This window comes from Rahnella sp. PAMC25559 (assembly GCF_050632365.1).
GTDB classification, from domain to species: domain Bacteria; phylum Pseudomonadota; class Gammaproteobacteria; order Enterobacterales; family Enterobacteriaceae; genus Rahnella; species Rahnella rivi.
In genome coordinates this window covers 617,920-630,377 of record NZ_CP192543.1, presented here as the reverse complement: position 1 = coordinate 630,377, position 12,458 = coordinate 617,920, and the positions used below count along the sequence as shown (strand labels likewise).

Below are 12,458 nucleotides of genomic sequence, written 5' to 3'. Positions count from 1 at the left end.
GTAATGAGTGAGAGGGAACTAATGTAAATAAATGTATAGCGAAAAGGCATCTTAAGCAGAGCGCGACGGCATTTCAACGCGGCAGGGCGCAGGGAAAAGGGCATTTCAGGCGGGATCGGGCGATTGTTTTATTAACATCCTGTTTCACCCTTCATAAGTTCGGGGAACAGATGAAATGCAGAGTAACTGACTGGAAAACGGCAAAATAAAAGTGCACGCCTCAGTCAGTTATTCTGGTTTTCAGGGTAACGCAGAGACTATTTCAGTGCTAATCACTGCTTTTGTACTTTGATATCAGTATTAACGTCTGCGATATGTATTTCGTCTGGCACGATGACATGGTCAGGCGAGTATTCACTGTCGTTTACCGTTGTCCCTTTTGCTTTCTGTGCGGCTTTATCTTTGCGGTCTGGCATGCGCGGATCGTCTTTGTACTGCGCAGTGGCAATCCATGCGGCGACAAATAGCGTCAGGCGGGCGAAGAAATAGAAGAACGCCATCAGGCCGATCACCGAACCAAAGGCGGCACCGGACGGCGAGGTCGCCAGGCGCGGCAGCGTCATGGTCATCACAAATTTGATCACCTCAAACCCGATCGCCGCCAGCAGCGTTCCGCGCAGCAGGGCTTTTTTACGCGGTTTATGACGCGGCAGCATCCAGAATATCCACAGGAACAACAAATAGTTGGCCGCAATGGAAATCACCAGCGCGATGCTGGTCATCACCGGCCTGAGCCACTCGATTCCGCCCAGCCCCAGCGCATCCACAATGGATTTTTGCGCCGAACCGGCAATGGAGGTCAGCGACAGGGTGATGATCAACGCCAGCACCAGACCGGTCAGCGAGACGAAGTCACGGAAATAGCGGCGGTAGATTTTCTCCTGATCCTGCGGGTTTCGCTCCCAGACATCACGCGACTGTGCGCGGATCGCTTCACGTAAATTCCCCATCCAGCTGATGCCGGAATACAACGCAATCAGCAGCCCGGATAATCCCACCGCGGTACGTTGCTGGATCGCCGTGTTCACCGTACTTTTCAGCGTGGCCGCCAGATTAGGGTCGCTGATGCTGTTGACGATCTTATTGATAAGCTCCGCCAGCAAATCCGGGTTCGAGGCCAAAACAAAACCGACGGCGGCGAACGACACCATCAAAATCGGGATCAGTGACAGGAACGAGAAATAAGTGATCGCCGCACCAAACTGGCTGCCGAGGCGATCATTAAACCGCTCGGTGGTGCGCAGCAGATGCGCCACCCATCCCCAGGATTTGACGTGTTCCACCAGGTGCGAAAATCTGCCGATGTTTTTATCCACCGTGTGATTGCCGGTTTTGATGTTAATCAGCGGCGTCGCTTCTTCCTGCTCAGCCGTGGCGTTTTTTGAAAGGTCTTCTTTTGAAATGAGGGGCATTGATCCATGTTGTCCTTAAAAGTGCATCCAGCCCTAAGTATAGACACCTGAGCGGCTCAGGCGACGGGGCAGCGGTTTAACCGCTCAGGCAATGAACGTTTGGGATATTTCTGTCAGCCAGTCCATGAACACTTTCACCCGCCGCGACAGGTTAAGGCGGTGCGGATAAACCAGCGTGACCGGCATCGGCGGCGCGCAGTATTGCGGCAGGACACTGACCAGCTGGCCGTTCGCAAGCGGGTCACGTACGCCCATCAGCGGCACCTGAATGATGCCCAGACCCGCAAGACAGGCGGCCACGTAGGTTTCCGTGCTGTTGACCGTCACCGCGCCACCGCTCCTGATGGTTTTCAGCTGTTTGCCGTCCAGATACTCAAAGACATCACTGTGGCTGCCGAGCGTTTGCTGGTAATGCACCATCGCGTGATGGGCCAGTTCTTCGGGGTGCTCAGGTGTGCCGTAGCGTTGCAGATAGCCGGGGCTGGCGCAGTTGATCATGCTGAGAGCGCCGAGCGGGCGGGCAATCAGCCCGGAATCTTTCAGCGTGCCGGAGCGGATCACACAGTCAAACCCTTCGCGCACCACATCCACGCGGTGATCGGTGCTGCTCAGTTCGATTTCCAGCGCCGGGTAGCGGTTGAGAAATTCCGCCAGCCGTGGCAACACCAGATGGGTAGCCATGCCGACCGACATATCCACCCGCAGCCGCCCGCTGACGCTTGCCGGATTCGACTGAAACATCGATTCCAGCTCTTCCATATTGGCCAGCAGCTCTTTGCAGCGCTGATAAAACACCTGGCCGTCCTGTGTCAGTTGTACGCGGCGCGTCGAGCGGTGCAGCAAGCGGGCAGACATCCGGGTTTCCAGTTGCTGCACCAGACGCGAGACACTGCCCTTCGGCAACCCCAGACTTTCGGCGGCGCGGGTAAAATTGCTCAGTTCGGCGACACGCACGAAAACCTGCATCGATTGTATTTTATCCACATTTTACCCAATTGTTGTTTGAAATGAGACAGTGAAACTCATTATGGGCCATTTATCACGCGCGCGTAATCCAATAGGCTGGATTTCATCCAATGCAGCAGTGACATAAACATGATGAGGTCTGGAATGAACCGTAAAATCGCGATAGTGACCGGTGCAAGCCGTGGTTTAGGTAAGAATGCCGTTGAAAAGCTGGCAAAAAAGGGCGTGGATATCATTTTGACTTACCACAGCCAGCAGGACGCCGCGCAGGCGGTGGTGAAATCGGTCGAGGCGCTGGGTGGCAAGGCTGTGGCGCTTAAGCTCGATGCCGGAGACAGCAGCAGCTTTGATGCGTTTGTTACCGGCGTCAGCCACCAGCTTCAGCAGATCTGGCAGCGCGATACCTTTGATTTTCTGGTGAACAATGCGGGCGTCGGGCTGCACGAGTCTTTCGCCAAAACCACCGAAGCGCAGTTCGATTTGATGATGAACATCCACCTGAAAGGGCCGTTTTTCCTGACACAAAAACTGTTGCCTCTGATGGCTGACGGAGGCCGTATTCTGAACGTGTCCAGCGGGCTGGCGCGTTTTGCGCTGCCGGGCTCTTCCGCTTACGCCATCATGAAAGGCGCGGTGGAAGTGCTGACCCGTTATCAGGCAAAAGAACTTGGCGCGCGCGGTATTACCGTCAACGTGCTGGCACCCGGCGCGATTGAAACGGATTTCAGCGGCGGCATGGTTCGCGACAATCCTGAGGTCAATAAAATGGTGGCCGGTAACACTGCGCTGGGCCGCGCCGGATTGCCGGATGATATCGGGGATATGGTGGCGCTCATGCTCAGTGATGAGGCGGGCTGGATGACCGCCCAGCGGGTCGAAGCTTCAGGCGGTATGTTTATCTGATCCGACGTTTCTGGCCGGTATTTAATCGTGCTGGAAACGCTTCGCTTTTATATGCTGTTGTTTTTCCAGCTCGAAAATAGCCCGTTGCAGGTCGCGTTCCTGCGCGGGTGACAAACGCGGAAACTTAAAGCTCAGCCGCTGGGTGCTGACCGTCTCGCCTTTATTGCTCACCGATTTACGCGGCATCGAACCGATATACTGCAAATCCAGTTTAAAGGTGCCGAGTTCCGCCAGCTGGATCAGCGAATCTTTCAGCACTTCGCCCGAGGCAATTTCCGGCAGAGTGGTGCCATCAATCTCCAGCCCCAGACCGCCGAGGGAAATATCCCTGACCCGGTAAGCAAAGTCACTGGCATCGGCTAATTTACCGCTGCAACGGTAATCCGGCAGCCAGGGTACGCTCACGCGGAAATATTCACGGCGTTGAATGAAATAGAGAACCGGCGGAATATCACAGATAAACGTAGGCAGGCCGTCGTAGGTGACCTGACGCACTTTTCCGCAGGCGAATTCCACTTTGGCACCCGCAGGCTCAGCGACAAAACTCAGCGTGTCTGCGGCCATCGCCAGACCGTTTTCATAATCAGAACTGCCCAGATCGAATAAGAACTGATGACCGTCGGCATTCACGTCCAGAATTTTACTGATAAATTGCCCACGGGAATGGGTGACCATCACCAGCGTCTGGTTTTTTTTCAGATCCCGTAAAACGGACAATATTGCCAGCGTGTTACGCTTAGCAAACGACTCTTTGGGTACTTCGCTCACCTGCCACACCTCATAATTCATTAATCATAAATTGCTGGCGCAGCCTTTGACGTATAAAGCGCCCGTTACGGTTATCGGCTACCCGGAATAAATCTTTATTGTACTGACCCTGATATTTTGCGCGGTTCAATGTGAAATTTCGGCGTCAGGTCAGGGAAGATCTGCCGCCCTGAATCTATATATAGGCGATTTTTCACCCACGTGAGTATCATTTTTTCCCGCTTCGGAATTTTATTACGCTGACTGTGGGCGGTCACGCCGGCCGCTCAGTTTCCACTCATTTGAAAATTTTTCTCTTTTCATCGAATAAAAAACCGTGCTCAGGTGTTTACCTTCATATCGAACACTGACGGGTACCGTTCTTATGCAAAATTCTTCTTCTGTTCTTCGCAGCCGTTACGACGGGCTGACCATCCTTCTGCACTGGCTGACGGCGCTGGCCGTGGTCTTTCTGTTTGCCAGCGCGCACATCTGGGAAGTGCTGGAGCGCGGTACGCCACTGCGTAAAGGGCTGCAATCCGTGCATATCTCGGTGGGCATTCTGCTGGCGGCGATCATTGTCGGGCGTCTGTTATGGCGGCTGTTCACCGTCAGCACGGGGCGCAGCAAACAGAAACCGATTGCCATGCCTACGCTGCTGAAAGCCGCTTCGCACCTGACCCATCTGGCGCTCTATTTACTGCTGGTGGCGCAGATCACCCTGGGCTTTTTATTCCGCTGGTCGCAGGCCGAGCCTTTCTATTTCTTCGGTTTATTTCCGATCCCGGACGTTTTCAATTTCGACAGCGTGATGACCAAAACTTTTGGCTCATTGCATAACAACGTGGCGTGGGCGCTGATTATTCTGGCTGGCGTGCATGCCCTGGCGGCACTTTTCCATCATTACGTTCTGCGCGACGGCATTCTGCGCCGCATGTTACCGGGCAGTGAAAGCCGCCCGTAAATCATCAATGTGTACCCTACAGGACAACATCATGAAGACGAAAAAAACGGTTAACGCGCTGTCAGTGGCTTGCCTGGCGGCTAATTTGCTGCTGTTCGCGGGCGTTGCCCACGCGATGGGCGACGATTCCGACGCGAAAAAAACGCCGGACTGCCCGAAGGGGCAAATCTACGACAGCAAAACCAAAAGCTGTATGGTGGATAAAGGCAGCATGATTTCCGATCAGGATAAAACCCAGTACGCCTATCATCTGGCGAAAACAGGCCGTTATCAGGAAGCGCTGACCGTGCTGAATACGCTCAAAGATCAGAACACCAAAGAGGCGTGGAACTATCGCGGCTACGCCACCCGTAAACTCGGGCGAACCGATGAAGGCATCAGCTATTATCAGAAGTCGATCGCCATTGACGCTAATTACGCCAAAGTCCGGGAATATCTCGGCGAGGCTTATATGATTAAAGGGCGTCCCGATCTCGCCAAAGCCCAGCTGGCTACCATCAAAGGCTTATGCGGCACCGGTTGCGAAGAGTATCGTGATCTCAGCGCCGCCATTGACGGGCATCCTGAATCCTGAAAACGGGGAAACGATAAATCTCACCCACAGACTTACGTCACGAACTGAGCCAGTGTCTGGCCCGCCTCTGGCGCTATGCGATGGTGTTATCGCATAAGCGCGATGTGGCCGACGATCTGGTGCAGTCCACCTGCGTGCGTGCGCTGGAACGCAGCGCGCACGTGGTGGACAGCGCCGGAGTCGATCGCTGGCTGTTTTCGATTCTGCATTCCATATGGGTCAATGAACTCAGGGCGCAGCACGTGCGTCAGGGGCAGGGATTTGTCGACGCCAGTGAGCTGGATACGCCGGCCGATGCGTTTTCATTCGAAGATAAGCACTGGCACACGCAGGTGATGCAGCGGGTGAAACGCCTGCCGGAAGCCCAGCGGAACGCGGTTTTTCTGGTGTATGTCGAAGGTTTTACCTATCAGGAGGCGGCGATGACGCTGTCCGTACCTGTCGGCACCATTATGAGCCGTCTGGCATCCGCCCGGCTGACGCTGGCACAACATGCCGGTAAGTCGTCACGACAGGGAGAGAAAAAATGAACGGTGAAACCTTATCTTCGCCATTTTCCGATGAAGTGTTAGTCGCGTACCTCGATAACCGTCTGAGTGAAAAACAGCGCGCGCAGTTTGATCAGCAACTGGCGCGTGATGACGTGCTCGGCGAGCGTCTGGCGCAGATGGCGCGCAGTAATTTGCCTTTCCACGATGCCTTTGGGCTGATGTTGCAGGACGCGCCGGTCGGCAGGCTTCAGGCCGCGCTGGATGCCATCCCCGATGCGCCGGTTTCCCGCCCCGGCGGCGTCAGTCGTCGTGCCCTGATCGCCGCGTCAGTGAGTTTTCTGGCGGTCGGCCTGCTTGCCGGGCGCTATTCCACCACCTTGCGCGCCGAAAGCACCTGGCGCGATCGCGTGGCCGATTACATGTCTTTGTATTCCGCGCAGACGCTGGCGGACGTCAGTGATTCCGTGGAGCAGCAGCAAATTCAGCTCTCGCGGGTGCAGAAAACGCTGGGCATTGCGTTAAGCCCGGCGGGGCTGGTGGTGCAGGGCGCGGAGCTTAAAAATGCCCGCCTGTTGCATTACGACGAATATGATATCGCGCAAATCACCTATCTGGATGCGCGATCCGGCCCGATGGCGTTGTGTATCACGCGCAGCGAACACCCTGGCAATACGGCGCCGCAGAGCGAAGTGCGGCAAAAGATGAACGTCATTTACTGGCGTGATTCGGGCTATAACTTCATGCTGATCGGCCACAGCCCGGCAGCCATTCTGGCGAAGCACGCCGCCACGTTGCAGGCACGCATCGCATGAGTTACGTGCTGATAGTTTCGTCACGGAACTAACTTATGTAATTATTTAAAGTATTAAACTATTTTTAATGCACGTAACGGCAATGTTAAAATGTTTACGAAATCTCGATAATATGAGTAATCGGTAACATTTGTGTGGTTGAATTGTCGTTCTGCACCGCAGTTTTCGTTACTCCCCATTATTGTCCTTTCATACTCTGTGGAAATAATCGCTTGTTTCCCACCGCATCGGGTTGTTGATTTCGTTTATCCAGGGGAAATCTGGATAGCTTTCACCTGCAAAACTAAAACTAAACATTCAGAGAAACAGACGTCATGAGAAAGTTACTTGCCATGATCCTCTGCCTTAACGTGGTTGCCTTCAGTCAGTCAGCGTTCGCAGAAGATGAAAAGCCCGTGGATGTGTTACTGATCGGCGGCGGCATTATGAGCGCGACGCTGGGGACATACCTTCAGGAATTAGAGCCAGACTGGTCCATCGACATGGTCGAGCGCCTGGATGGCGTGGCACTGGAAAGCTCCAACGGCTGGAACAACGCCGGTACCGGTCACTCTGCGCTGGCAGAAATGAACTACACGCCGGAAAAAACCGACGGCAGTATCGATATCTCCAAAGCGGTCGAAATCAACGAATCCTTCCAGATTTCCCGTCAGTTCTGGACCTATCAGGTTGAGAACGGCGTACTGCACAACCCGCGCTCTTTCATCAACAGCACGCCGCACATGAGTTTTGTGTGGGGTGATGACAACATCAATTTCCTGCGTAAACGTTTTGCGGCGCTGCAACAAAGCACGCTGTTCCGTGGCATGGAATATTCAGAAGACCCGGCGCAAATCAAACAGTGGATCCCGCTGGTGATGGAAGGGCGTGACCCGGCGCAGAAAGTCGCTGCGACCCGTATTCCCATCGGTACCGACGTGAACTTCGGCGAAATCACCCGCCAGCTGGTGGCCTCGTTGCAGAAGAAACCTAACTTCTCCCTGAGCCTCGGCCATGAAGTGCGTGACATCAAACGTAACCCGGATAACACCTGGGACGTCACCGTGGCTGACCTGAAAAACGACGGCAAAGAAAGCGTCATCAAAGCCAAATTCGTGTTTATCGGCGCAGGCGGCGCGTCCCTGACGTTACTGCAAAAATCCGGTATCCCTGAAGCGGATAACTACGGCGGCTTCCCGGTCGGCGGCGAATTCCTGGTGACTGAAAACCCGGACGTGGTGAAACGTCATCTGGCAAAAGTGTACGGTAAAGCGTCTGTCGGCTCGCCGCCGATGTCCGTTCCGCACCTCGACACCCGTATTCTGGATGGCAAACAGGTTCTGCTGTTCGGGCCGTTCGCTACCTTCTCCAGCAAATTCCTGAAAAACGGTTCCCTGTGGGATCTGTTCGGCAGCGTGAATTTCTCCAACATCATGCCGATGACCCACGTGGGCATCGACAACTTCGATCTGGTGAAATATCTGGTCAGCCAGGTAATGCTGTCCGACGACGACCGTTTCGATGCATTGCGTGAATACTTCCCGGATGCGAAGAAAGAAGACTGGCGTTTGTGGGAAGCCGGTCAGCGTGTGCAGATCATCAAAAAAGATGAGAAAGAAGGCGGCGTTCTGCGCCTTGGCACCGAAGTGGTCAGCTCGAAAGATGGCAGCATTACCGCGCTGCTGGGCGCTTCTCCTGGCGCTTCCACCGCTGCACCGATCATGCTGCATCTGATGGAAAAAGTGTTCAAAGACAAAGTCGCGACGCCAGAATGGCAGGCCAAACTGAAGGAAATCATCCCTTCTTACGGCACCGAACTGAACGGCAACGTGGCGGCAACCGAGAAAGAACTGGGCGACACCAGCCGCGTTCTGATGCTCGACAACCCGCAGCCGAAAGCGGCAGAACCGGCTCCGGCGGCTGACAACTCTTCTGCTCCGAAAAAGGGTGAAGAGCAGAAGCAGGTGGCTGACGTCGCGCTCTGATCTGATTTGTTAACAAAACCATCGTAAAGGCGCGGGCAACCGCGCCTTTTTAACATTTGCTCTGCGCACGCTGTCCCTCCCCAACCCGATTTAGCACGAATTGCGCGTTCTTTGTACGCTAAAAATCCGCGCTGAACAGGGGCTGAAATCTCCGAAAAACCAGTCAGGCTGCGGCCTGCATGATGATCTGTCTGGCGCATCTCCTCTTTTTTTGAAAGGTTAAATCCTTTTTTAAATTATGTAGTGATAATGTTATATTCGTTGCTGTCATTTGAAAAAATGAAGTTTCAGTAACGATCCCGCGTGTTTTTTTGCTAATTTCTTGTTCGACAGCCATAACAATATTCTTAAACGAATCGCCAAAAACAGAACTGAACATTTAGAGAAACAGACGTCATGAGAAAGATACTTGGTATGCTTCTCAACCGTGACTCACTGGGTGCCAGCGAGCCTGCGGCCGCAGAAGACGAAAAATCCGTTGATGTATTGCTGGTCGGCGGCGGAATTATGAGTGCCACCCTGGGGACCTACCTTCAGGAGCTGGAGCCAGACTGGTCGATCCATATGATCGAACGTATGGACGGCGTGGCGCAGGAAAGCTCAAACGGCTGGAACAACGCCGGTACCGGCCATTCCGCGCTGGCAGAAATGAATTACACCCCGGTGAAGCAGGACGGATCTGTCGATATCACCAAAGCGGTGGCGATCAACGAAGCGTTTCAGGTTTCCCGCCAGTTCATGGCATATCAGGTGCAGAAAGGCGTGCTGAATAATCCGCGCTCCTTCATCAACAGCGTGCCGCACATGAGCTTTGTCTGGGGCGATGAAAACATCGATTTTCTGCGCAAACGTTTTACCGCGTTGCAGGAAAGTACGTTGTTCCGTGGGATGGAATATTCAGAAGACCCGGAACAAATCAAACAGTGGATCCCGGCAGTCATGGAAGGCCGTGATCCGGCGCAAAAAGTGGCAGCCACCCGCACTACCGCAGGCACCGACGTCAACTTCGGCGAGGTAACCCGCCAGCTGGTCGAGGCGTTACAGAAAAAATCCAATTTCACGCTGGCGAACGGTCAGGAAGTGCGCGATATCCAGCGCAATCCGGACAGAAGCTGGCGCGTCACCATCACCGATCTCCGCCACAGCCACAAACACCACGTCGTGAATGCGAAATTTGTGTTCATCGGTGCGGGCGGGGCGTCGCTGACGTTGCTGCAAAAATCCGGTATTCCGGAAGCGCGTGACTACGGCGGTTTCCCGGTGGGCGGCGAGTTCCTGGTAACAGAAAATCAGGACGTGGTGAAACGTCATCTGGCGAAGGTCTACGGCAAAGCCGCCGTCGGCGCACCGCCAATGTCCGTGCCGCATCTGGATACCCGCATCATCGATGGCAAACAGGTTCTGTTGTTCGGGCCGTTCGCCACCTTCTCCAGTAAATTCCTGAAAAACGGTTCCCTGTGGGATCTGTTTGGCAGCGTGAACAGCTCCAACCTGCTGCCGATGACTCACGTCGGTATGGGTAACTTCGATCTGGTGAAATATCTGGTCGGGCAGGTGATGCTCAGCGATAACGATCGTCATGCGGCATTGAAGGAGTTCTTCCCGCAGGCCGAGCAGAAAGACTGGAAACGCTGGGTTGCCGGGCAGCGCGTGCAGGTCATCAAAAAAGATGGCAAGCATGGCGGGGTTCTGCGTCTGGGTACCGAAGTGGTCAGCGCACAAGATGGCAGTATCGCCGCGTTGCTCGGCGCATCGCCGGGAGCATCAACGGCGGCTCCGATCATGATGAAGTTGCTGGAAACGGTCTTCAAAGAGAAAGCGGCCAGCCCGGCATGGCAGGCTAAATTCCGCGAAATCATTCCGTCTTATGGCACCAAACTGAACGGAAACGTAGAAGCCACCGAGAAAGAGCTGCTCGATACCAGCCGTATTTTGCAACTCGATATCCCGTCGATGAAAACGACGCCGGTCGCCGACGTGGTGCAACTGCGCCCGCTCGACGCCCATGCGCAGGAAGAAACCAATCTGCCCGCAGATATCGCGCTGTAAGGTCGGATTCGGAAAAAACAAAACCGCCTTCTCAGGCGGTTTTTTTATGTCTCTCTTTTCCCGTTACGCCCCTGACAGCGATTTGGCAACCGTCGCTTCTTTCAGGCGTGCGGTTTCATTTTGCGATTCCAGCACAATTCTCGCCAGCGGGGTGTCCTCGTGGTAACGGGTGTTCTCATCCAGACCTTTGGAATATTTATTGTATTTCCACCAGGCATAGCCGAGGAATAACACCAGTCCGCCGACGTTATAAAACACAATGGTGATAATGCTGGCACCGGTCGGGAAGGTCGAGGCGATAAAGCCGACGGTGAAAATCACAATCAGCGTACTGACGATGGCGATCCCCTGCATTCTGGATCCCATTTTAAAATCGCGTTTAACGCAGTCGTATTTCAGCCGCAGATTCAGATAGGCCAGCATAATAAACAGCGGTGGCAGCATTGATGCCGCGGCGGTCATGTTGATCAGCGTGTTCATTAATTCCTGTACGCTGTTGGAGCCGAGCGTCGGAATGAGCATCAGCGGAATGACGATAAGAAACTGGATCCACGCCGCGCGCGTCGGGACACCGTGTTTATTCAGACGAATCGTTTTCTCGCCAAAAATCCCCTTAGGAATTTCAGTAAAGAATATTTTGACCGGCGCGGCCGTCCACATCAGCAATGAGCCAAACATCGCGGTGAAAGATACCACGCCGACGAAGCGGTTCATCATCACCGCCGGTAAACCAAAGTGCGCCGATAACCCTTCAAATACCTGCACGGTGCCGCCGGTGAAATGCAGCGCGGACTGTGCCACAAACACGTTAATTAATAAGGAGGCGATGGAATACAGCACGCCGATCACCAGCCCGGAAATAATGATGACTTTCACGAACGCGCGGCTGCCACCTTTGACGTCATTCACGTACACCGCGACCGATTCCGCGCCGCCGGCGGCCTGAAATATCCACGCAATAATGCCTAAAAATGCCCAGTTAATATGCGGCGTCATGGCCTCGACGTTAATCGGATTGGCCGGTTCCGCGCCGCCGATCAGCGCCGCGCCTGCCAGCACAATATAAGAGAACGTCAGCAGCAACATTAATGTCGAGGTCACTGACGTCATCGGCCCGAGTAATTTCGCGCCGCTGTTGGAAATCAGCGTGGAAAAGGCAAACAGGCAGATGCTGATAATAGCCGTGGTGACTGGCGTAAAAATATAGTCATGGCCTAAAAAGGCGTACGAGGCGTAGGCAATCACGCGCGGCAGCAGCGCGGTGAAGAAAAATAAATTCACGAACCAGTAGGTATAGGCGGTCATAAATGCCCAGCGTCCGCCGAGCGCGCTTTTTACCCAGGCGTATACCCCGGCTTCCGAGTTTTTATTCAGCGAAACAAACTCGGCGATGATCAGACAAAACGGAATGAAATAGAGGATTGTCGCCACCAGAAAAACGGGCGCAGACGCGATGCCTAACTGAATATTGTTATTAATGACATTGTTGAAGCTAAAAACGGCGGCAAATGTCATGGATAACAATCCAAATTTGCCGATTGTGTTTCTGCTCGATCCGGCCATAGAAACTCTCCAA

At 54.0% G+C, this 12,458-nt stretch carries 12 protein-coding genes; 7 read left to right on the top strand and 5 right to left on the bottom strand.

What is annotated here, in order from left to right:
• Positions 1-272: 272 nt before the first annotated feature.
• Together yhjD and ACQZQY_RS04270 are read right to left on the bottom strand one after the other, a co-directional pair.
• Positions 273-1,412: an inner membrane protein YhjD gene (yhjD, locus tag ACQZQY_RS04275; protein WP_431296668.1), complete on the bottom strand. Its 1,140-nt coding sequence runs from the start codon at positions 1,410-1,412 to the stop codon at positions 273-275.
• An 84-nt stretch (positions 1,413-1,496) separates the two neighbouring features.
• Entirely contained in the window at positions 1,497-2,396 is a 900-nt protein-coding gene (locus tag ACQZQY_RS04270; RefSeq protein WP_431296667.1) for a LysR family transcriptional regulator, read from the bottom strand.
• Positions 2,397-2,522: 126 nt separating this feature from the next.
• Between ACQZQY_RS04270 and ACQZQY_RS04265 the strand changes: the two genes are divergently transcribed.
• Positions 2,523-3,281 carry an SDR family NAD(P)-dependent oxidoreductase gene (locus ACQZQY_RS04265; protein ID WP_122097222.1) on the top strand — a complete coding sequence of 253 codons (759 nt, stop codon included), beginning with the start codon at positions 2,523-2,525 and terminating at the stop codon, positions 3,279-3,281.
• A 21-nt stretch (positions 3,282-3,302) separates the two neighbouring features.
• On the opposite strand, the gene ACQZQY_RS04260 is transcribed toward ACQZQY_RS04265, so the two are convergent.
• Positions 3,303-4,049: a flagellar brake protein gene (locus tag ACQZQY_RS04260; protein WP_056777153.1), complete on the bottom strand. Its 747-nt coding sequence runs from the start codon at positions 4,047-4,049 to the stop codon at positions 3,303-3,305.
• A gap of 364 nt (positions 4,050-4,413) precedes the next feature.
• Here ACQZQY_RS04260 and ACQZQY_RS04255 point away from each other — a divergent pair, with 364 nt between their 5' ends.
• From ACQZQY_RS04255 to ACQZQY_RS04235, 5 genes are all read left to right on the top strand, one after another.
• Positions 4,414-4,992 carry a cytochrome b gene (locus tag ACQZQY_RS04255; RefSeq protein WP_122097223.1) on the top strand — a complete coding sequence of 193 codons (579 nt, stop codon included), beginning with the start codon at positions 4,414-4,416 and terminating at the stop codon, positions 4,990-4,992.
• 31 nt (positions 4,993-5,023) lie between these two features.
• A complete protein-coding gene (locus tag ACQZQY_RS04250) occupies positions 5,024-5,566 on the top strand; it encodes a tetratricopeptide repeat protein (RefSeq protein ID WP_056775682.1) in 543 nt (180 codons plus the stop codon).
• 80 nt (positions 5,567-5,646) lie between these two features.
• Positions 5,647-6,096 carry a sigma-70 family RNA polymerase sigma factor gene (locus ACQZQY_RS04245; protein WP_238485181.1) on the top strand — a complete coding sequence of 150 codons (450 nt, stop codon included), beginning with the start codon at positions 5,647-5,649 and terminating at the stop codon, positions 6,094-6,096.
• On the top strand, positions 6,093-6,869 hold the full coding sequence (locus ACQZQY_RS04240) for an anti-sigma factor family protein (RefSeq protein ID WP_431296666.1): 777 nt from the start codon (positions 6,093-6,095) through the stop codon (positions 6,867-6,869). Before ACQZQY_RS04245 ends, ACQZQY_RS04240 begins: the two co-directional genes overlap by 4 nt.
• Before the next feature lie 314 nt (positions 6,870-7,183).
• Complete coding sequence (locus ACQZQY_RS04235; RefSeq protein ID WP_122097227.1) at positions 7,184-8,833, top strand: malate:quinone oxidoreductase; 1,650 nt, start codon at positions 7,184-7,186, stop codon at positions 8,831-8,833.
• Positions 8,834-8,996: 163 nt separating this feature from the next.
• Here the strand turns inward: ACQZQY_RS04235 and ACQZQY_RS04230 are convergent, their stop codons facing one another.
• Positions 8,997-9,170, bottom strand: coding sequence for a hypothetical protein (locus ACQZQY_RS04230; protein ID WP_156361982.1), 174 nt, complete (start codon positions 9,168-9,170; stop codon positions 8,997-8,999).
• 59 nt (positions 9,171-9,229) lie between these two features.
• Here ACQZQY_RS04230 and mqo point away from each other — a divergent pair, with 59 nt between their 5' ends.
• Positions 9,230-10,882, top strand: coding sequence for a malate dehydrogenase (quinone) (mqo, locus tag ACQZQY_RS04225; RefSeq protein WP_136375761.1), 1,653 nt, complete (start codon positions 9,230-9,232; stop codon positions 10,880-10,882).
• A 63-nt stretch (positions 10,883-10,945) separates the two neighbouring features.
• On the opposite strand, the gene ACQZQY_RS04220 is transcribed toward mqo, so the two are convergent.
• A complete protein-coding gene (locus ACQZQY_RS04220; protein ID WP_431296665.1) occupies positions 10,946-12,445 on the bottom strand; it encodes an amino acid permease in 1,500 nt (499 codons plus the stop codon).
• Positions 12,446-12,458: the final 13 nt, after the last annotated feature.